At 61.9% G+C, this 21337-nt stretch carries 13 protein-coding genes and 1 pseudogene; 9 read left to right on the top strand and 5 right to left on the bottom strand.

Going from position 1 to position 21337, the window contains the following annotated elements; all coding sequences use genetic code 11:
• Window positions 1–243: 243 nt before the first annotated feature.
• Together B5P46_RS17570 and B5P46_RS17575 are read left to right on the top strand one after the other, a co-directional pair.
• The gene (locus B5P46_RS17570) at window positions 244–1476 is read left to right on the top strand and encodes a putative DNA modification/repair radical SAM protein (protein WP_129419761.1); all 1233 of its coding nucleotides are present in this window, start codon (window positions 244–246) and stop codon (window positions 1474–1476) included.
• Window positions 1476–2930 carry a UdgX family uracil-DNA binding protein gene (locus B5P46_RS17575; RefSeq protein ID WP_129419762.1) on the top strand — a complete coding sequence of 485 codons (1455 nt, stop codon included), beginning with the start codon at window positions 1476–1478 and terminating at the stop codon, window positions 2928–2930. The genes B5P46_RS17570 and B5P46_RS17575 overlap by 1 nt, the downstream gene beginning before the upstream one ends.
• A gap of 79 nt (window positions 2931–3009) precedes the next feature.
• Here the strand turns inward: B5P46_RS17575 and carB are convergent, their stop codons facing one another.
• Window positions 3010–6498 carry a carbamoyl-phosphate synthase large subunit gene (gene carB / locus B5P46_RS17580; protein ID WP_129419763.1) on the bottom strand — a complete coding sequence of 1163 codons (3489 nt, stop codon included), beginning with the start codon at window positions 6496–6498 and terminating at the stop codon, window positions 3010–3012.
• Window positions 6499–7167: 669 nt separating this feature from the next.
• Between carB and ypfJ the strand changes: the two genes are divergently transcribed.
• The gene (gene ypfJ, locus B5P46_RS17585; protein ID WP_129419764.1) at window positions 7168–8088 is read left to right on the top strand and encodes a KPN_02809 family neutral zinc metallopeptidase; all 921 of its coding nucleotides are present in this window, start codon (window positions 7168–7170) and stop codon (window positions 8086–8088) included.
• 274 nt (window positions 8089–8362) lie between these two features.
• On the opposite strand, the gene B5P46_RS17590 is transcribed toward ypfJ, so the two are convergent.
• Window positions 8363–9358: an aldo/keto reductase gene (locus B5P46_RS17590; RefSeq protein ID WP_129419765.1), complete on the bottom strand. Its 996-nt coding sequence runs from the start codon at window positions 9356–9358 to the stop codon at window positions 8363–8365.
• A 416-nt stretch (window positions 9359–9774) separates the two neighbouring features.
• Between B5P46_RS17590 and B5P46_RS17595 the strand changes: the two genes are divergently transcribed.
• Entirely contained in the window at window positions 9775–11019 is a 1245-nt protein-coding gene (locus B5P46_RS17595) for a TCR/Tet family MFS transporter (protein ID WP_129419766.1), read from the top strand.
• Window positions 11020–11161: 142 nt separating this feature from the next.
• A complete protein-coding gene (locus B5P46_RS17600) occupies window positions 11162–12565 on the top strand; it encodes an MATE family efflux transporter (RefSeq protein WP_129419767.1) in 1404 nt (467 codons plus the stop codon).
• A gap of 24 nt (window positions 12566–12589) precedes the next feature.
• On the opposite strand, the pseudogene B5P46_RS17605 reads toward B5P46_RS17600, so the two are convergent.
• Together B5P46_RS17605 and carA are read right to left on the bottom strand one after the other, a co-directional pair.
• Window positions 12590–12874 (bottom strand): annotated as a pseudogene (locus B5P46_RS17605) (antibiotic biosynthesis monooxygenase family protein); the annotation flags it as partial.
• Between the two features lie 286 nt (window positions 12875–13160).
• The gene (gene carA / locus B5P46_RS17610) at window positions 13161–14366 is read right to left on the bottom strand and encodes a glutamine-hydrolyzing carbamoyl-phosphate synthase small subunit (RefSeq protein ID WP_129420512.1); all 1206 of its coding nucleotides are present in this window, start codon (window positions 14364–14366) and stop codon (window positions 13161–13163) included.
• A 269-nt stretch (window positions 14367–14635) separates the two neighbouring features.
• Here carA and B5P46_RS17615 point away from each other — a divergent pair, with 269 nt between their 5' ends.
• Window positions 14636–15091 carry a GatB/YqeY domain-containing protein gene (locus tag B5P46_RS17615; RefSeq protein ID WP_003541620.1) on the top strand — a complete coding sequence of 152 codons (456 nt, stop codon included), beginning with the start codon at window positions 14636–14638 and terminating at the stop codon, window positions 15089–15091.
• A 3-nt stretch (window positions 15092–15094) separates the two neighbouring features.
• Here the strand turns inward: B5P46_RS17615 and B5P46_RS17620 are convergent, their stop codons facing one another.
• On the bottom strand, window positions 15095–15985 hold the full coding sequence (locus B5P46_RS17620) for a hypothetical protein (protein WP_129419768.1): 891 nt from the start codon (window positions 15983–15985) through the stop codon (window positions 15095–15097).
• Between the two features lie 671 nt (window positions 15986–16656).
• Here B5P46_RS17620 and dnaG point away from each other — a divergent pair.
• From dnaG to B5P46_RS17640, 3 genes are all read left to right on the top strand, one after another.
• Window positions 16657–18666 (top strand): DNA primase, encoded by a 2010-nt coding sequence (gene dnaG, locus B5P46_RS17630; protein WP_129419769.1) that lies wholly within the window; start codon window positions 16657–16659, stop codon window positions 18664–18666.
• The gene (gene recQ, locus B5P46_RS17635) at window positions 18666–20534 is read left to right on the top strand and encodes a DNA helicase RecQ (protein ID WP_129419770.1); all 1869 of its coding nucleotides are present in this window, start codon (window positions 18666–18668) and stop codon (window positions 20532–20534) included. Before dnaG ends, recQ begins: the two co-directional genes overlap by 1 nt.
• Window positions 20535–20605: 71 nt before the next feature.
• Window positions 20606–21334 (top strand): class I SAM-dependent methyltransferase, encoded by a 729-nt coding sequence (locus B5P46_RS17640; RefSeq protein ID WP_129419771.1) that lies wholly within the window; start codon window positions 20606–20608, stop codon window positions 21332–21334.
• The last annotated feature ends 3 nt before the right edge of the window (window positions 21335–21337 follow it).

The following is a 21337-nucleotide window of genomic DNA, read 5'->3' on the forward strand; positions in this document are numbered from 1 at the left end:
TTCACTCCTTGTATCCGCACAATCAGAGGCGAACACAAAAGAAAACAGGTCCCGAAGGGGAGCTTCGGAACCGTGCCACAATCTTAGTCGGACGCTTATAGCAGATCGCCAAGGCCGATTTCCAGAAAATTCGCATGAAAGAAACGCGGCCCGCCCCGGCATCAGGTGATGCGGCTGGAAAATGGGCAGAAATCGCATCGTCCTGATTGACTTCGCACATAAGAACATATAGTGAACATACTAATGAAGAAGTCGCTAACAGAACGCTTGGCCATCCTTTCCGATGCTGCGAAATATGACGCTTCCTGCGCTTCCAGCGGCACGGTGAACCGTGATTCCCGGGCAAGCGGCGGGCTCGGTTCGACCGACGGATCCGGCATCTGTCATGCCTATGCCCCGGACGGGCGGTGCATTTCGCTTCTGAAAATACTGCTGACGAATTTCTGCATCTACGACTGCGCCTATTGCGTCAATCGTTCGTCGAGCAATGTCGAACGGGCGCGCTTTACGCCGGAGGAGGTCATCTGGCTGACGCTGGAGTTCTACCGCCGCAATTATATCGAAGGGCTGTTCCTTTCCTCCGGCATCATTCGTTCGTCCGATTACACGATGGAAGAGATGGTCCGCATCGTCCGCGAACTGCGTGTGACGCATAATTTCCGCGGCTATATCCATCTGAAATCGATCCCCGAGGCGTCGCCGCGTCTGATCGAGGAAGCGGGGCTTCATGCAGACAGGCTGTCGCTGAATATCGAGTTGCCGACGGATAACGGCATCGCGCGCTTTGCCCCGGAAAAGAAGCCTGCCAATATCCGGCGATCGATGGGGGATCTGCGGCTGAAGATCGAGGCCGCCGGCGAACCGACGCTGCAGACGAAGAAGCGTCAGCGTTTCGTGCCGGCCGGCCAGAGCACGCAGATGATCGTCGGTGCCGATGGCGCGAACGATGCGACCATCCTTACGACCAGCGGCCGGCTTTACAGCAGCTACGGGCTGAAGCGCGTCTATTATTCCGCCTTCAGCCCGATTCCGGACTCGTCGAAAAACCTGCCGCTGATCAAACCGCCGCTGATGCGGGAACACCGGCTCTATCAGGCCGATTGGCTCTACCGATTCTACGGTTTCGGCATTGACGAGATCACCGCGAACCAGGCGGGCGGCATGCTCGATCTCACCCTCGACCCCAAACTTGCCTGGGCGCTCGCCAACCGGGCCGAATTTCCTGTCGATATCAACAGGGCCGAGCGCGAGCGGTTGCTGCGTGTGCCCGGTCTCGGCACCAAGACAGTCAAAGCCATCGTTTCGGCCCGTCGTTTTCGCCGGTTGCGGTTGGACGATCTTTCGCGGCTCGGCATTTCGATCAAGAAAGTCCAATCCTTCATCTCGGCGGAAGGCTGGTCGCCGCGCCGTTTGATCGAGCGCCCCGACCTTCGCGCCATGTTTGAACCGCGGCCCGAACAATTGTCGTTGCTGTGATGCGCCGGGTCGTGCTTGCAGGACGCGGGGAGCTTGCCGAATGGCGTGACGCCGCGCGCGCTTTCGCGGCCGCCGGCATTCTGCCGGAAGAGATCGATTGGCGCGAAAAAAGCGAGGAGGCGGACCTTGCGTTTCAACGCGACGCCATGCCGCCTCCGTCTGCCGCAGCACGCAAGCCGATGACGGTGCCGCCCGCCTTCATCGAGCTCGCGGATACAGTTCTCTGCCATTCCGACCCGGCGCGCTTTTCCCTGCTTTACCGGCTGCTCTGGCGGCTGCAACTGGATCGGCAACTGCTTGAAGTGGCTTCCGACGAGGATGTCGCTCGCGCCAGGCTGATGGCGAAAAACGTTCGGCGCGACGCGCACAAGATGACGGCCTTCGTCCGCTTCAAGGAGGTTGGTGCGGTATCAGCCGTCCGTCGAAAATTCCTCGCCTGGTTTGAGCCGGATCACCATATCGTCAGGCGTACAGCGCCTTTCTTCCAACGGCGTTTCGGCGACATGGACTGGCTGATCATCACACCCAAGGGATCGACCGCCTGGGACGGCGAGAGGCTGACGATGAGCGACGAACCGTGTGAAAAACCCAATCTCACCGACGCTGCCGATGAACTTTGGCGCACCTACTACGCCAACATTTTCAATCCGGCGCGGTTGAAGCTGAAGGCGATGCAGGCGGAGATGCCGAAAAAATACTGGAAGAACCTGCCGGAAGCCGATCTCATCCCTGGGCTAATCGGATCGGCGGAGAGCAAGGTGCGGGCCATGGCCGCACGGGAGGCGACCCAGTCGTTGCCCTTTCACGATCGCCTGCAGGAAGCTGCGAGCACTATTCCTGCCGAGCCCAAAGCGCCGGCGGGCACGCTGGAAGCACTGCGCGCGGAAGCTGCCGCCTGCACCCGCTGTCCGCTTCATGCGAAGGCGACGCAAACCGTATTCGGGGAGGGGCCGCGCGATGCCGAGGTGATGTTCGTCGGCGAGCAGCCGGGCGACCAGGAGGATATATCAGGGCGCCCCTTCGTCGGTCCCGCCGGCAGGCTTCTCGATCAAGTGATCACAGAAGCGGGCATCGACCGCTCAACCCTTTACGTCACCAATGCCGTCAAGCATTTCAAATATGAGCCGCGCGGCAAGCGTCGCATCCATCAGAAGCCCAATATGGGCGAGGTGAAGCATTGCCGTTGGTGGCTCAATCTGGAGATGGCGCTGATCAAGCCGAAGCTGGTCGTTGCGATGGGGGCGACGGCGCTCGCGGCGCTGACCGATACGAAGCAGCGGCTGCAGGATGTCAGGGGGAAAGCGATCGCGATCGACGAGAGGCGAACGCTCTTCGTGACGGTGCATCCATCCTATCTGTTGCGTATTCCCGACGAGCGGCTGAAAGCGGATGAATTGGCGCGATTTCGCGAAGATATGCTGAATATCCAGCGGCTTATGACGGCGACCAGATAGATTGATTCCGGAGCTTCTAACCAGGCGATGACCGAACGGGGGGTGCGCCACCGCTCATCGAGCGATGGCGTTCCGTATCTCAGGCGAAGTAGCTTTGCAGCGGCCGCACTTCCAGATTGCCGGCCTTCAGTGCCTTGATTGCCTGGGCGGCGGCCTCGGCGCCTGCCATCGTCGTGTAGTAGGGCACCTTCTGCATCAGCGTCGCACGGCGCAGCGACTTGGAGTCCGAGATCGCCTTGTTGCCATCGGTGGTGTTGATGACGAGCTGGACCTGGCGGTTGCGGATCGCGTCCTCGATGTGCGGACGGCCTTCGAGCACCTTGTTGATCTTGGTGGCGGTGATGCCGTTTTCGCCGAGGAAGCGGGCAGTGCCGCCGGTCGCCAGCACTTTGAAACCCTGCTCGACGAGAATGCGGATCGCCGGCAGCACGCGCGGCTTGTCCGCGTCGCGGACGGAGACGAAGACCGTCCCGTCACGCGGCAGCTCGACGCCGGCACCGAGCTGCGACTTGGCAAAGGCCAGCGCAAAATCGGTATCGAGGCCGATGACTTCACCCGTCGAGCGCATTTCCGGGCCGAGCAGCGTGTCGACGCCGGGGAACCGGGCGAAGGGGAAGACGGCTTCCTTGACGGCGATGTGCTTCAGCTTGCGCGGATCGGGCTTTTGCCCATAGGCGGCGAAGGTCGCATCGAGCTTCTCGCCGGCCATGACGCGGGCGGCGATCTTGGCGATCGGCGCGCCGATGGTCTTGGCCACGAAGGGCACGGTGCGCGAGGCGCGCGGATTGACTTCGAGAACGTAGACGGTGCCGTCCTTGATGGCGAACTGGACGTTCATCAGGCCGCCGACATTGAGCGCCTTGGCCATCGCCTTGGCCTGGCGTTCCAGTTCGTCGAGCAATTCGACCGACAGCGAGCGCGGCGGCAGCGAGCAGGCGCTGTCACCGGAATGGATGCCGGCTTCCTCGATATGCTCCATGATGCCAGCGACGTAGACGTCGGTGCCGTCGGAGAGGCAGTCGACATCGACTTCGATGGCGTTGCTGAGATAGCTGTCGAAGAGCAGCGGGTTCTTGCCGAGCAGGGTGTTGATCTGGCCGGTCTTGTCGTTGGGATAGCGCTGCTTGATATCCTCAGGCACCAGTTCAGGCACGGTATCGAGCAGGTAGCTTTGCAACTGGCCTTCCGAATGCAGGATCTGCATGGCGCGGCCGCCGAGCACGTAAGAGGGACGCACGACCAGCGGGAAGCCGATTTCGGTGGCGACCATGCGGGCCTGCTCGACCGAATAGGCGATGCCGTTGTTCGGCTGGTTGAGGTCGAGCTTCATCAACAGCTTCTGGAAGCGGTCGCGGTCCTCGGCAAGGTCGATCATGTCAGGCGCGGTGCCGAGGATCGGGATGCCGTTCTTTTCCAGCGCCTCGGCAAGCTTCAGCGGCGTCTGGCCGCCGAACTGGACGATAACGCCGACGACTTCGCCCTTTTCCTGTTCTGCCCGCAGGATCTCGATCACGTCCTCGGCCGTCAGCGGCTCGAAATAAAGGCGGTCCGACGTATCGTAGTCGGTCGAGACGGTTTCCGGGTTGCAGTTGATCATGATCGCCTCATAACCCGCATCCTTCAGCGCGAAGGCGGCGTGGCAGCAGCAATAGTCGAACTCGATGCCCTGGCCGATGCGGTTCGGGCCGCCGCCGAGGATGACGACCTTCTTGCGGTCGGAGACCTCAGCCTCGGAGCGGGCGGCGCCGACAAAAGGCGTCTCATAAGTCGAATACATATAGGCTGTCGGCGAGGCGAACTCGGCCGCACAGGTATCGATGCGCTTGAAGACAGGCCGGACATTCAGGCTGTTGCGGAATTCGGCGACTTCCTTCGGGCGCTTGCCGGTCAGGGTCGCCAGACGCGCGTCGGAGAAGCCCATGGCCTTCAGCATGCGCAGGTTTGTGGCATCCTGGGGCAGGCCGTGCTCGCGGATCCGAGCCTCCATCTCGACTATCGCCTTCAGTTCGGCGATGAACCAGGGATCGATCTTGCAGCCTTCGTGGACTTCGGCTTCGCTCATGCCCTGGCGTAGCGCCTGGGCGACCATGCGCAGGCGATCGGGCGTCGGTGTGCCGATTGCGGCGCGGATGGCGTTCTGGCTGGATTCGCCCTCTTCAAAGCCGGGGATCTCGATCTCGTCGAGGCCTGTCAGGCCGGTTTCGAGGCCGCGGAGCGCCTTCTGCAGCGATTCCGCGAAGGTGCGGCCGATCGCCATGACTTCGCCGACAGACTTCATCGCTGTCGTTAGCACCGGCGAGGCGCCGGGGAATTTCTCGAAGGCGAAACGCGGGATCTTGGTGACGACATAGTCGATCGACGGTTCGAAGGAGGCGGGTGTGGCCCCGCCGGTGATGTCGTTGTCCAGCTCGTCGAGCGTGTAGCCGATGGCGAGCTTGGCGGCGATCTTGGCGATCGGGAAGCCGGTGGCCTTCGAGGCGAGCGCCGACGAGCGCGACACGCGTGGGTTCATTTCGATGACGACGAGACGGCCGTCTTTCGGATTGACGGCGAACTGGACGTTCGAACCGCCCGTCTCGACCCCGATCTCGCGCAAGACCGCGATCGAGGCGTTGCGCATGATCTGGTATTCCTTGTCCGTCAGCGTCAGCGCCGGCGCGACGGTGATCGAATCGCCGGTGTGGACGCCCATCGGATCAATGTTCTCGATCGAGCAGATGATGATGCAGTTGTCCGCCTTGTCGCGGACGACCTCCATTTCATATTCCTTCCAGCCGAGCACCGATTCCTCGACCAGCACTTCGGTGGTCGGCGAGGCGTCGAGGCCGCCGGCGACGATCTCGAAGAATTCCGAGCGGTTGTAGGCGATGCCGCCGCCGGTGCCGCCGAGCGTGAAGGAGGGACGGATGATCGCGGGAAGGCCGACATGGTCGATCGCCTGGGCGGCAATCGCCATGGCATGGCTCATGTAACGCTGCTTGCGGTCGCTCTCACCGAGGTTCCACTGGTTTTCCAGCTCGTCAAGCGCCTTGTCGAGGTCGGATCCCGAGAGGCTTTCACGCAGTTTGACGCGTTCGGCCTCGTGCGTCTTGCGGTCGAGGTCCTTGATGTCGGTGGCGTTCGCCAGCATCGAGCGCGGAGTTTCCAGCCCAATACGGGCCATTGCTTCGCGGAACAGCGCGCGGTCTTCGGCCATGTCGATGGCGGCGGGCTTGGCGCCGATCATCTCGACATTGTAGCGGTCGAGCACGCCCATGCGCTTCAGCGAAAGCGCGGTATTCAAAGCCGTCTGGCCGCCCATGGTCGGCAGCAGCGCATCCGGACGCTCTTTGGCGATGATCTTGGCGACGACTTCGGGGGTGATCGGCTCGACATAGGTGGCGTCGGCAAGGCCCGGATCGGTCATGATCGTCGCCGGGTTGGAGTTGACGAGGATGACGCGGTAGCCTTCCTCCTTCAGCGCCTTGCAGGCCTGGGTGCCGGAATAATCGAATTCGCAAGCCTGGCCGATGACGATCGGTCCCGCGCCGATGATGAGGATCGATTTGATGTCTTGGCGCTTCGGCATGAGTGCTTCCGTTTTCTGGCTGCGCAGAAAGCCGGCCAGGGTGGGAGATCACCGGGTCGGGTCGCGCATGCTGGGTCTTTTCAGGCTAGAAGCGGCTTATAGGCAAATGTATTTGCAAACGGAACCCCATAAATCGCGGAATCGACAGGAATCCAACACGGCGCGAAGGGCTATTTCTTGTCAGGCGCGACCGCCACCCGGATTTCGCCGTTACGCTCCGGATTGGTGATGGCTTCCCGCGCTTCCTTAAGTCCGATCCGCCTGGATATCGGTGGCTCAAACATGATCCTATCACAGGCGACGAGATCCGGGGGCGCGGCCGTGGGTGAAGGGTTCACACATGCGGGTCCGCTCATTCTTTTACGGGAACAATATCGTGCCCCCACAAGTTCGCGGCCGAGGCGGTGATGGTAGATCCTAAAGACAAAGAACCGGCAGAGGGCTCACGGGAGACCGTGGATGAGGAGTTGGCGCGTCAAGAGGAGGAAATCGCAAGGCGCCGCCCCCAAACAGCGCCGGACATAAAGGGCCAGCGCAACCAGGCTCAACGAACAAGTGAGGCCGCCCTGGCGTTTGTTTTCGCTGCGAATGAAGTCGCTGGAATTCCGGCGGCCGACGGATATATAGACTCCTTGAGCGCAAGCACAGGCATTGCCGGGGAGAGCGAAGATGGAATGGAGAGGCCGGCGTCAGTCCGACAATATCGAGGATCGCCGTGGCGGTCCGACCGGTGGCGGTTTCGGCCGCGGCGGTGGCTTCAACTTTCCTTCCGGCGGCGGCGTTCGCCGCGCCGGCGGCGGCCTCAGCATCGGCACGATCATCTTCCTCGTCGTCATCTATTTCATCTTCAAGGCGATGGGCATCGATCTGCTGCAGGTGCTCGACACCGGCGGCACGACGAGTGGCCCGGGCTACGAGCAGAGCCAGTCCGGCGGAACACGCGCGCCCGCCAATGACGAGATGACCGCCTTCATGCGCACCGTTCTTGCCGAGACCGAGGATACCTGGCAGGGCATCTTCCAGGCGCAGGGCCAAAATTACGAGGAGCCGCGCCTCGTGCTGTTCTCGGGCTCGACGGCATCGGCCTGCGGCTCCGCATCATCTGCAACAGGTCCTTTCTACTGCCCCGGTGACCACAAGCTCTATCTCGATACCGAATTCTTCCAGGAGCTTTCCGACCGCTTTGGCGCGTCGGGCGATTTCGCCGAGGCCTATGTCGTTGCCCATGAGGTCGGCCATCACGTGCAGAACCTGCTCGGCATCCTGCCGAAGTTCAACCAGGCGCGCCAGCGCATGAGCGAGGCCGACGCCAACAAGATGTCGGTGCGCGTCGAGCTGCAGGCCGATTGCTTTGCCGGCATCTGGGGCAAATATACCCAGCAGAAGGGCCTGCTCGAGTCAGGCGATCTGGAGGAAGCGCTGAACGCAGCCCAGCAGATCGGCGACGATTCGCTGCAGAAGCGGTCACAGGGTTACGTCGTCCCGGAAAGCTTCAACCACGGTACTTCGGCACAGCGCGTCAAATGGTTCAAGCGCGGTTTCGACAGCGGGCAGCTGTCGGCCTGCGATACGTTCTCGGGACCGGTTTGAGGGGTAGCGGCTTCTCCGGTGTTGGGGGTGATTGCCCTTCGCTTGCGCTCAGCGCATTCGCTCCTGTCGTCGCTCACCCCTCATCTGCCTGCCGGCATCTTCTCCCCGCTGGGGAGAAGGGACCAAGCCGCACGACCGTCATTCCCACAGCCGAGGTGTCACAGGGAGCGAGGCGCCGCCACGATTCCCCTTCGCCCCAGCGGGGAGAAGATGCCGGCAGGCAGATGAGGGGGCGCACGGCACAACGTTCAGCCCCTTTCAATCCGCCCTTTGCCTACTTTTCGCTGTCCATATGCTGCAGCATATGCTCGGGATAACGCCCACCCGCCGCTGCGTCTTTCGGCACGGCGCGTTCGATAGCTTCGAAATCTTCTGGCGACAGGTCGACGGCGCGTGAGCCGAGCGCCTCGGTCAGCCGGTCGCGGCGGCGGGCGCCGATGATCGGGACAATGTCCTTGCCCTTGGCGGCGACCCAGGCGATGGCGATCTGGGCGACAGAGACGCTCTTTGCCTGGGCGATCTCGCGCAGCTTCTCCACCAGAGCGAGGTTCTGCTCGATATTGCCTTCCTGGAAGCGTGGGCTGTAGGCGCGGAAATCGCCGGCCGTTCCGCCCTGGCCCTTCTGCCAGTGGCCGCTGATCAGGCCGCGGGAGAGCACCCCGTAGGCGGTGATCGAGATGCCGAGTTCGCGTGTCGTCGGCAGGATCTTCTCCTCGATGCCGCGCGAGATCAGCGAAAATTCGATCTGCAGGTCGACGATCGGAGCGACAGCGGCGGCGCGACGGATCGTATCGGCGCCCACTTCCGACAAGCCGATATGCCTGACGTAACCTGCCTTGACCATGTCAGCGATGGCGCCGACCGTGTCTTCGATCGGCACGTTCGGATCGAGGCGGGCGGGGCGATAGATGTCGATATAGTCGACGCCGAGGCGCTGCAGCGTATAGCTGAGAAAGTTCTTTACCGCGACCGGCCGGGCGTCGATGCCGCTCCAACCGCCGACGGGATCGCGCAGGCCGCCGAACTTGACGCTGATGACGGCGCCCTCGCGCCTGCGACCCTTCAATGCCTCACCGATCAGCATTTCGTTATGGCCCATGCCGTAGAAATCGCCGGTGTCGAGCAGGTTGATGCCGGCATCGAGCGCGGCATGGATCGTCGCGATGCTTTCTGCGCGATCTGAGGGGCCGTACATGCCCGACATGCCCATGCAGCCGAGGCCGATGGCCGAGACATCGGGGCCTGTCTTTCCCAAGCGATAGGTCTGCATTGTCTTCTCCTTCATTTGCGCCGCGCGGCGTTGTCGGACATTTGCGCCGCGCGGCGTTGCCGGACGCCGTTCTACCGCTTTCGCATTCGGGCGATAATCGGACGGCATCGAACAGGCTGTGCGGGGAAATGCACAATGACCAGTCTTCTCTTGGACCGGTCTTCTCTGGTGATCTGGATGCCGTCGCGGCGATTGCAAGGGAACGCGTCGCCCGCCGATCCGCTGGATGGCTCTCGATTTTCTGAAGCTGGAACGGCAGCGCGCGCCCTCCGGTTGAGGAGTCTCATAAAACTTCCCGTGTAGCATTATCAAAAACTTTGAAATGTTCACGGATTGTTTCGGGTTCTTTTCTGAGCTATGTCACTTTCTCGGCGATGAGATCGTCTTTTCAGAACCAACCGCTGTAGAGATGCCTCATGCTTGACCCCAAATTCGTTCGCCGTGGCCTTTTCCTGGTCTTCATCATCCTCTTCCTCGATATTATCGGTATCGCCATCATCATGCCGGTGCTGCCCGCCTTTCTGGAGCAGCTGACCGGCGGCAGCGTCAGCGATGCGGCGATCGACGGCGGCTGGCTGATGCTCGTCTATGCCGGCATGCAATTCCTGTTCGCGCCGCTGCTCGGAAACCTGTCCGACCGTTTCGGCCGCCGGCCGATCCTTTTGCTTTCGGTGCTGACCTTCGCGATCGATAATTTCATCTGCGGCATCGCCACCAGCTTCTGGATGCTGTTCGTCGGCCGTGTCCTTGCCGGTATCAGCGGCGGCAGCTTCGCCACCTGCTCAGCCTTTATCGCCGATATCAGCACGGAGGAGAATCGGGCGAAGAATTTCGGGCTGATCGGCATCGCTTTCGGTGTCGGCTTCACCATCGGCCCCGTCGTCGGCGGTATCCTCGGCGAATTCGGCCCGCGTGTGCCGTTCCTCGGCGCGGCGGCGCTATCGCTCGTCAATTTTATCGCCGCCTGTTTCCTGCTGCCGGAAACCCTGGAGGCGAAGAACCGCCGCCGGTTCGAGTGGAAGCGCGCCAATCCGCTCGGTGCGCTCCGCCAGATGCGGCACTATCCCGGCATTGGCTGGGTCAGCCTCGTCATGTTCCTGTTCTTCCTGGCGCATGCCGTCTATCCCTCGGTCTGGTCGTTCGTCTCGACCTATCGCTACGGCTGGAGCGAGGGGCAAATCGGCCTGTCGCTCGGCATTTACGGTATCGGTGCGGCGCTCGTCATGGGGCTGGTGCTGCCGCGCGTCGTGCCTCTGCTCGGCGAATGGAAGACCGCGCTTCTCGGCCTGTGTTTTTCGGCCGCTGGGCTTACCGGCTATGCTTTTGCATGGGAGGGATGGGTGGTCTACGTCGTAATCGTCGCGACTGTCATGGAAAACGTCGCCGATCCGCCGCTGCGCAGCATCGCCGCCGGCAAGGTGCCGCCATCGGCGCAGGGCGAGTTGCAGGGGGCGCTCACCAGCCTCAGCAGCATCACCACCATCGTCGGGCCCCTGATCTTCACGCAAATGTTCAGTTATTTCACCCGGCCCGAGGCGCCAATCATCTTTGCGGGCGCACCCTATCTTGCCGCCGCCCTGTTCATTTTGGTGGCAGCCGGCGTATTCCTCATGCGCGTCAAGATGAGAGCGCCCGCCGAGGCGCTGGAGGCAGCAGGTTGATCGATCAGAAATGCTGATGCGATGATGAATTTTTCATCATCCGCCTCATTTGGGGTAGTTCTTTGCGGGGCTTTGCTCTAAGTCCGGATGTTATTTCGCCGCAAGCTGCGGCGACGCATATTTCAATCACAGGACTGGTGTCATGGACACGCCGATCGACGCGCGCAGGCTTGCGCCGACAACCGATAATCGTTGGGGCGCGCATTTCCGTGCCACGCTGGCGCTCGGCATTCCGCTGATCGGCGCGCAGCTCGCCCAGCTCGGCATCAACACCACCGATGTGATGATCGTCGGCCGCCTCGGCGCCGAGCATCTGGCGGCGATGGTGCTTGCGGCGCAGTTCCTGTTTACGATCCTGATCTTCGGTTCGGGCTTTGCCATCGCCGTCATTCCAATGGTGGCGCAGGCCTATGGCCGCGGCGACCTCGTCTCGGTGCGCCGGTCGCTGCGCATGGGTCTGTGGGTGGTGATCGGATACTGGGTCCTCATGCAGCCGGCCTTCTTCAATTCGGAGCAGATCCTTCTCTTCGCACAGCAGAAGCCCGAGGTGGCGAAGCTCGCCCATGGCTACATCATGATCGGCCAGTTCGGCGTGCTGCCGGGCCTGCTCTTCAACGTCATGCGCTCGCTCGTCAGCGCCATCGGCAAGGCGGGCGTCATCCTCAACGTTACCATCGCCACGCTGGTGATGAACGCGATCTTCGCCTATATGCTCGTGCTCGGTCATTTCGGCTTTCCGGCGATGGGGCTCGAGGGCGCGGCGATCGTTTCGGTTGTCGTACAGACCGCAGGCTTCCTCTTCATCCTGGCTTTCGTTCAGAGAAGGGAGGAGACTCGGCGCTACGAGATCTTCGTGCGGTTCTGGAAGCCCGACTGGCATGCGCTGCTGGAGGTCATCCGGCTTGGTTTCCCGATCAGCGTCACCATCCTTGCCGAGGTCAGCCTGTTCACGGTGGCTTCGCTCTTGATGGGCTATATCGGCACGATCGAGCTTGCGGCTCATGGCATTGCCCTGCAATGGGCCTCGATTGCCTTCATGATCCCGCTCGGCCTCAGCCAGGCGGCAACGGTGCGCGTCGGTGTCGCCCACGGGCAGGGCGATTATCAGGGCCTGGTGCGCGCTTCGATCACGGTGCTCATCCTCGCCTGCGCCATTTCCGCCGGCGGCGGCGTGCTCTTTGCGGTGGCGCCGCAATTCCTCGGAAGCTGGTTCCTCGACGTCAGCTCGCCGGAGGCGCCCGAAGTGCTTGCCTATGCCGGGCCGCTGATTGTCGTTGCCGGGCTTTTCCAGCTCGTCGACGGGCTGCAGGTGATCGCCAATGGATTGTTGCGCGGCCTCAAGGATGCACGCGTGCCGATGATCATGGCGTTGATCGCCTACTGGCCGATCGGTTTCTTCCTTGCCTGGGCCTTTGCCTTCCCGCTCGGTTTCGGCAGCATCGGCATCTGGTTCGGCTTCCTCGTCGGGCTGGCCGCCGCCGCCGTCATGCTCTGCGCGCGCTTCTACCTTCTTCTTCGTCGGGAGGCGGAGCTGGCCCACGCCTGAGCCGGCCGCCTCTGCCGTCAGGGGACGGGTTTGTAGCTGGCGATACATTTCCTGCGGATCGAAATTGGCGGCCCTATGGACCGCTGCAACGGCGGCTCGCGCACGCTCGACGACCTCGGTATTTTCCCATTCGGCAATCGTGACGAAATTGAATTCGCCTGGACCGGCGACCTGCTCCAGCACCCTGTGATCGATGAAACCGTCCTGCGCCTCCAGCAGCTTGTGGGTCATCATCACTTTGACGAGAAATTCCTCGCGCGCCGCCGCCGGCACGATGAACTTATCTATCCTGTAGAAGGCTCCGCTCATCCATTTTCTCCTGCGTTAGATGTCTGCAGGCAGATCTGTAATTCCTCAAGTTAAGCTGAGGTCGATATGCGGATGAAGAAAAAAGGCTCGCCTGGGCGAACCTTTGGGCTGCTGACAAAGCGGACCAACTCCTCTTTCGTCATGCCGGGCTTGTCCCGAGCATCTGCCTTCGGTCGATACGTGACAGATCCTCGGCACAGGGCCGAGGATGACGAGGAGTGAGGTTAATCAACGAGTTAAAGGCCCGCCTGGGCGGGCCTTCATCGGAAATCGCTATGGCTTGAAATCAGCGTTCGGCGAGCGCCGGTTCGCCCTTCTTTTCACGCACCATGTTGATGAAGCGACGGAAGAGATAGTGGCTGTCCTGCGGGCCCGGAGAGGCTTCCGGATGATGCTGGACCGAGAAGACCTGCTTGCCGAGGACGCGCAGGCCGCAATTGCTGCCGTCGAAAAGCGAAATATGAGTCTCTTCGACGCCGTCTGGCAGCGACTTCGAGTCGACCGCGAAGCCGTGGTTCATCGAGACGATCTCGACCTTGCCGGTCGTATGGTCCTTGACGGGGTGGTTGGCGCCGTGATGGCCCTGATGCATCTTCTCGGTCTTCGCGCCGAGTGCCAGGCCCAGCATCTGGTGGCCGAGGCAGATGCCGAAGACCGGGATATCGGTCTTGATCAGCGTCTTGATTACAGGCACGGCATAGTCGCCGGTTGCCGCCGGATCGCCCGGGCCGTTCGACAGGAAGATGCCGTCCGGCTGCATGGCAAGCACGTCTTCGGCGCTCGTTGCGGCCGGCACGACAGTCACCTTGCAGTCGAGGCCGGCAAACAGGCGCAGGATGTTGCGCTTGACGCCGTAATCGAGGCAGACGACGTGGTATTTCGCGTCTGTTGCCTTGAGTTCACCGTAACCTTCATTCCACACCCACGGTGTTTCGGTCCATTGCGAGGACTGGCCCGACGAAGCGATCTTGGCAAGGTCGAGACCTTCAAGGCCACTCCAGGCTTTGGCCTCGGCCTTCAGCGTCTCGATGTCGAAGACGCCGTTCGGATCGTGGGCGATCACCGCGTTCGGAGCGCCGTTCTCACGGATCCACGCGGTTAATGCGCGCGTGTCGATGCCGCAGAGACCGATGACTCCGCGCGCCTTCAGCCATTGGTCGAGGTGCTTGGCGGCGCGGTAGTTCGAGGGCTCAGTGATGTCGGCCTTGAAGATGACGCCGACGGCGCCATGGCGGGCGGCGGGCGTCAGATCCTCGATGTCTTCATCATTGGTGCCGATATTGCCGATATGCGGGAAGGTGAAGGTGACGATCTGGCCGAGATAGGAGGGGTCCGTCAGGATCTCCTCATAGCCGGTGAGCGCCGTGTTGAAGACCACTTCGGCCGGCACCTTGCCGGTGGCGCCGATGCCCTTGCCTTCGATGACCGTGCCGTCGGCAAGAACGAGCAGGGCGGTCGGCTTTTCGATTGTCCAGGGTGCTGTCGCGGTCATCTTCATCCCGTTTCCGGCAGGTGGGCGCGTTGCCGCGCTCGTCGCCATTTGATTTCGCAGGCGTGTGGACACGGCAATGCCGCGCGCTTCAGGCCTGATCACGAATTTTGGTGCAGGTGGCGGTAAATAGCCACGCAATCGCTTGCGGTCAATCTTTGTAGCCGAGATCGCGGCCGTTTTCCTGCGCTTTATCGCACTGACCGCGCAATTTATTTGATCCGCCACATCAGCGTGGTTTATGAAGCGGCATCAAAACAGGAGTGAAGACCATGCTGCGCGATCAACTCGCCACCCAGCTGAAAGAGGCGATGAAGGCCAAGAATGCGGAGCGGCTTTCCACCGTCCGGCTGATTCAGGCTGCGGTCAAGGACCGCGATATCGCCAACCGCGGCACCGGCAAGGAGCAGGCGAGCGACGACGAGATCCTGCAGATCCTCGCCAAAATGGTGAAGCAGCGTGACGAATCGGCAAAGATCTACGAGGAGAATTCCCGGCCGGAGCTTGCCGCCAAGGAGCGCGCCGAAATCATCGTCATCCAGGATTTCATGCCGAAGCAGCTTTCGGACAGCGAAGTGCGCGCCAACGTCTCGGCGATCATCGCCGAGACGGGTGCCGCGGGTGCCAAGGACATGGGCAAGGTGATGGCGGCGCTGAAGGAGCGTTACGCCGGCCAGATGGATTTCGCCAAGGCGTCGGCGACCGTCAAGGAACTGTTGAACGGATAAGCCTCAGACAATCTTTCTTGCCTGCGGTTCGTCACGGACCGCAGGCCCGAGCACCGCTTCGGCGGCGGCATCGATGATGGCGAATTTCGCCGCCTGATAATTCCAATATTCGCGGATGAAATGGGCCGACAGCCAGAAGTCGCCCTTGCGGGAGGGTTCGGTCCAGCCAATGCTCTCCATGGTCGCTGCCTGCGTCAGAAGCCGCTTCAGGTGGGTGTTGGAGATCATGAACTGTTCGCGGATTTCCCTAAGCGACAGAGGGCCGAGCACGACGCGGTCGGCCGTCCTTGGAAATTCGGGAAGGCGCGAGATCAGGTAGTCCATCACCAGCCCGCCGGAATTCGCCCAGTTGAAGAGGTTGAAGGTTGGGCCTGGACTGCGCACCGCTTCACTGCCGATGATCGCCCTTGCGATCAGCGGCTGGATCGCTGCCATCATCGCCGAGGGATCGGCGGCAATCTTATCGGCGCGCTCACCGCCGTCGAGACCGTCGAGGATCATCATATGGGCGACGAGCCATCGGGTGAAATGCTGCTCGGCGATTTCGGTAGGCTCCAGGTAGCGTGTGCGCTTGTCGGGGCCGGGAACCGGTCGTAGGAAGCGATAGGCCAGCATTTCCTGCATGAAGACCGCGGCCGTGTTGCGGCTGGCGATGTCGTTCCTGACCGCAAAATCGATGAAGCGGCCGGAATAGAGGCCGCCGCTCTTCCCGTCTTCGGAATAGCCGTAGTGAAGCGCGAAGCCGGCATGGGCCATCAGCCAGCGCTGTTGCGCGGCGAAGATCGAGGCGATGCGCGGGCTCTCGCGATAGATGGCGAGCATCTGATCGGCGCAATGCAGGATCGCAGCGAGAAAGCGATCGTCTGCTGCAAGATTGTCCGCGGTAAAAGCCATTTGGAGAGGTCCAGGGAGTTCGGCGCATACATCTTTCATGCAAGCGCCGCCTGTCAACGGTTTTATCGATAAGCGGTTAATTTCAAAGGGAGAGTTGTCGCAGGAGAGCCAAAAAATTTAAGAAGGCAGGAGCTGGGGGCGCTCCTGCCTTCTTGCTCTTTGCTTCCACCGGCACGCAGGGCCGAAGCCCAAGCCGGAGGGTATTTGCAAAGGCACCCTTGCGAAGCGGCGCCGGGGGTAGGGATGGTGCTTCGCTCGGGGATCGCTTTGTTGAGATCGAACTTATTGCGGGCTGGCTGCTTATTCAAATTACAAAAAAATAATGATTGGCGAAAACGGCGGTTTGAGAGGCATCCAAGCAGAGGCCGAGCGGGCTGGCTCGAGAACAGGATTGCTTAAGCGACGGAATTTATAAGCCATTGTTTTTTAAATGTTTTAATCTGCTCTTCTCAACGGCTTTGGCTCTTCGTGGAGCACTCGCAACGATGCCGTTCCCGATCTGCGAGGACAATAATGTCGCACCCCTGTCGCAGGGCGATGACGTTTTGTTGATTGGAAAACCGACGTCGCAGGCAACGGGTGCACTTGCCTGTGAATAGCGGGTTTTCATGACAAGTTTCGTGGCAAGGAGCGGCAAAGCAGCTTATATGGAGCTTGGCCAAGAGGTATAGATGCGCTTTTCCAACACCTTTCTCGATGAGATCCGCGACCGCGTTCCGATTTCGAACGTGATTGCGCGCCGCGTCAGCTGGGACAAGCGCAAGACCAACGTGTCGCGCGGTGATTACTGGGCCTGCTGCCCGTTCCACGGCGAGAAATCGCCGAGCTTCCACTGCGAGGACCGGAAGGGCCGCTATCACTGCTTCGGCTGCGGCGTCACCGGCGACCATTTCCGCTTCCTCAGCGAACTCGAAGGCTTGAGTTTTCCCGAGGCGGTGCAGCAGATCGCCGATATGGCCGGCGTGCCGATGCCGCTTGCCGATCCTGTGATGGAGAAGCGCGAGAAAGAGCGCGGCTCGCTGATCGACGTCATGGAAATGGCGACACAATTTTTCCAGGATCAGCTGCAGACGGCGAATGGGGCGAGGGCGCGCGCCTATCTGCGCGACCGCGGATTGACGGGACGCACCATCGAAACCTTCCGCCTCGGCTATGCGCCCGACAGCCGCAATGCGCTCAAGGAATTCCTCGCCGGAAAGGGTGTCTCCAAGGAGCAGATCGAGGCCTGCGGTCTGGTTGTCCATGAAAACGTGCCGGTTTCCTACGATCGTTTCCGCGACCGCATCATGTTCCCGATCCTGTCGTCGCGGGAAAAGGTGATCGCTTTCGGCGGCCGCGCCATGTCGGCCGATGCGCCGGCCAAATATCTGAACTCCAACGAGACGGAGCTCTTCCACAAGGGCAATGTTCTTTACAATTTCGCCCGTGCGCGGCGCGCGATCCAGGGACCGGGCCGCGGCGATCCTCAGGACGACAATGCGACCGGCACCATCATCGCCGTCGAAGGCTATATGGACGTGATCGCGCTGCATCAGGCGGGCATCGAGAATGCCGTCGCGCCGCTCGGCACAGCGCTCACCGAAAACCAGCTCGAGCTGCTCTGGAAGATGGTGCCGCAGCCGGTGCTCTGCTTCGACGGCGACGGCGCCGGCATCCGCGCCGCCAATCGCGCCGCCGAACTGGCGTTGCCGCATCTGAAGCCCGGCCGTTCCGTTCGCTTCGCGCTTCTGCCCGATGGCAAGGATCCCGACGATCTCGTGCGCGATGACGGGCGCGCGCCTTTCGACAAGGTGATGAGCCAAGCAAAGCCACTCTCCGAGATGCTTTGGAGCCGGGAGATCAACACCGGCAAGTTCGACACGCCTGAGGCGCGCGCCGAGCTCGAGGCGCGGCTGAAGCAACTGGTCGCCGTCATCGCCGACGAGAACGTCCGCCGTCACTACCAGCAGGATATTCGCGATCGGCTGAACGCCTTCTTCCAGCCGCAGTTCCAGAACCGCAACAATGGCGACCGCCGCGGCGGCTTCAACGGCAACGGCAATTACCGGACGGGCCGCGACAATGCGGGCAAGGCAGGACCGAAAAGCCCCAGCGTCATTTCCGAAAGGCTTGCCCGCTCGGGCCCGGTGCGCGGCCATCAGAACAATACCGCGCTACGCGAAAGCGTGCTGGCGCTGACCGTCGTCAATCACCCCTCGCTGATGATTGACGATTATGACGAGATCGCCGCGATCGAATATGACAGCCGCGAGCTGCAGCGGCTCTGGTCGGCGATGCTGGGGGCAGCCGCGGCCGTCGCGGGCCCGCATCTGACGCGCGAATATCTGACCGAAAGGCTGGAATTCGAAGGCTTCGGCCCGCTCATCAAGAGCCTCGACCAGCAGGTGCGCAATGCCCGGCTATGGATCGCAACCGAGGAGGCGGCGATGGAGGATGCGCGTGAGGGATACCGCCAGGCGCTGGCCTCCCACAAGCGGGCGAAGGCGTTGCGCCGGCAGAAGATCGAGCTTGAGCGCGAGATCGCACTGGCAACCGAAGCCGGCGACGGCGAGGCGATCGTTCAGTTGATGCGAGCGCAGCAGGAAGTGCATTTCGAAGGGGTGCGCCTTGAGAACCAGGAGGCGATCATCGATGGCTTCGGCGTGCTTTCCGGCCGCGTCAAAGGGGCGGCGAACCACTGATGTCGCTGACCGAACGCAATGAACCGGGCTTTTCCGCTTCCGGCGCGCTGTTTTCTTCCGGCCGCTCGCCGCTCGATATCCTCAAGCAGGTCTACGGCTATTCCTCCTTCCGCGGTAAGCAGCAGCAGGTCGTCGAGCACGTGGTTTCTGGCGGCGATGCGGTCGTGCTCTTTCCCACAGGTGCGGGCAAATCGCTGTGCTTCCAGATTCCGGCGCTCTGCCGCGATGGCGTCGGCATCGTGGTTTCGCCGCTGATTGCGCTGATGCGCGATCAGGTCGAGGCGATGAAGCAGCTCGGCATCCGCGCCGCAGCACTTAATTCCTCGCTGTCGCGCGAGGAGTTCGTCGAGGTTCGCCGCGCGCTTTCGGCAGGCCAACTCGACCTTCTCTATGTCACGCCCGAGCGCATTTTGACCGATGGTTTCCGCGAGCTGATCGCCAACGAGAAGATCGCGCTGTTTGCCATCGACGAGGCCCATTGCGTCTCGCAATGGGGCCATGATTTCCGGCCGGAATATCGTGCGCTCGGCCGGCTCGGCGAGCAATATCCGGGTGTGCCCAGGGTGGCGCTGACGGCGACGGCCGATCCGCATACGCGCGACGACATCATCGAGCGGCTGGGGCTCGATGCTGCCGAGATCTTCACCACCAGCTTCGACCGTCCGAACATCGCCTACGAGATCGTCGAGCGTGACCAGCCGCGCCAGCAGCTGTTGCGGTTCCTGTCCGGCCACAAAGGCGACAGCGGCATCGTCTATTGCCTATCGCGCGCCAAGGTCGAAGATACGGCCGAATGGCTGAACGGGCAGGGCATTCGTGCGCGTGCCTACCATGCCGGCATGGACAGGGTGGTTCGTGACGCCAATCAGGATGCCTTCCTGAAAGAAGAGAACCTTTGCCTAGTCGCCACCGTCGCCTTCGGCATGGGCATCGACAAACCGAACGTGCGGTATGTCGCCCATCTGGATCTGCCGGGGTCCGTCGAGGCCTATTATCAGGAGACCGGGCGTGCCGGCCGTGATGGCCTGCCGTCCGAGGTCTGGATGGCCTATGGCATGGCCGACGTGATCCAGCGCGGCCGGATGATCGACGAAGGCAGCGCCGCCGCGGAGATCAAACGGGTCGAACGCGCCAAGCTCAACGCATTGCTGGCGATCTGCGAGACCGCCTCCTGCCGCCGCCAGGCGATCCTTGCCCATTTCGGCGAGGCGCATGCCGGCCAATGCGGCAATTGCGACACCTGCCTAAAGCCGGTCGAGACCTGGGAGGGCACAGAGGCGGCAATCAAGGCGCTGGCGGCGGTCTACCGCACCGGCGAGCGTTTCGGCGCCGGCCATGTCATCGATGTGCTCCTCGGCAATGTCAACGAAAAGACCGAACGTTTCGGCCATGCTGAAATGCCGGTCTTCGGCGCCGGCAAGGATATCCCGGCGCGCGTCTGGCAGTCGGTCTTCCGCCAGCTGCTGGCCATGGGGCTGATCCGTGTCGACCACGAGGCCTTCGGGGCGCTGAAGCTGGAGCCGGAGGCGCGCGCCGTCTTCAAACACGAGCGGCAGGTGTTCTTCCGCAAGGACCGGCCGGCCTCGGAACGGCGCACGAAGAAGGCGGAGCGCAGCGAGCGCAAATCGGGACTATCAGGCGCAGACGGCACTCTCTTCGAGGCGCTAAGGGCCGAGCGCATGGCGATCGCGAAGTCGCTCGGCGTGCCGCCCTATGTCGTCTTCCCCGATACGACGCTGATCGCCTTTGCCACCGAGAAGCCACGGAGCCGCAAGGAACTGCTCGCCATATCAGGTGTCGGGCAGGCGAAGCTCGAGCGCTACGGCGATGCCTTCCTGGAGATCATCCTGGCGCAGGACAACGGCTGAGCGGACCCCTCGGATCCTTGAGATCGGGCGAGGAGGCATGGTAGATGCTTGTCTCTGACGGAGGAGTGCCGATGGCCCAGAATATCTACGACCGACCGGAATTCTTCGCCGGATATAGCGGCATGAGACGATCCGTTCACGGGCTCGACGGAGCATCCGAGTGGCCGGCCGTGCGCGCGCTGCTGCCCGATCTTGCCGGCAAGCGCGTCGTCGATCTCGGCTGCGGCTTTGGCTGGTTTTCGCGTTTTGCCATGAGCCAGGGTGCTGCAAGCGTGCTTGCGCTCGACATCTCGGAAAAGATGATCGCCAGAGCAAGGGCCGATACGGCTGAAGCAGCGATCACTTATGAGATCGCCGATCTCGAGCATCTCATGCTTGCTCAAGCTTCTTTCGATTTCGCCTATAGCTCGCTAGCGCTGCATTATATCCAGGATTTCGCCGGTCTCGCCGCGACCGTCTATCGCGCGCTTTTGCCGGGATCGCATTTCGTCTTCACCATCGAGCATCCGATCTTCATGGCGCCGACCAATCCCGGCTGGGCAACCGATGCCGAGGGGCGACGCATCTGGCCGCTCGACCGCTATTCCGTCGAAGGTCCGCGCACCACCGACTGGCTCGCCAAGGGTGTCGTCAAGCAGCACCGCAAGCTCGGCACGACGCTCAACACCTTGATCGCGGCCGGCTTTACCCTTCGCCATGTCGAGGAGTGGAGCCCGAACGAAGATGAGCTCCACGACAATCCAGATTGGGCGGAGGAGATGGACCGGCCGATGTTCCTGCTGATTGCGGTCCAGCGCTGAAGA

This window comes from Rhizobium leguminosarum, assembly GCF_004123835.1.
Lineage (GTDB): Bacteria > Pseudomonadota > Alphaproteobacteria > Rhizobiales > Rhizobiaceae > Rhizobium > Rhizobium leguminosarum_M.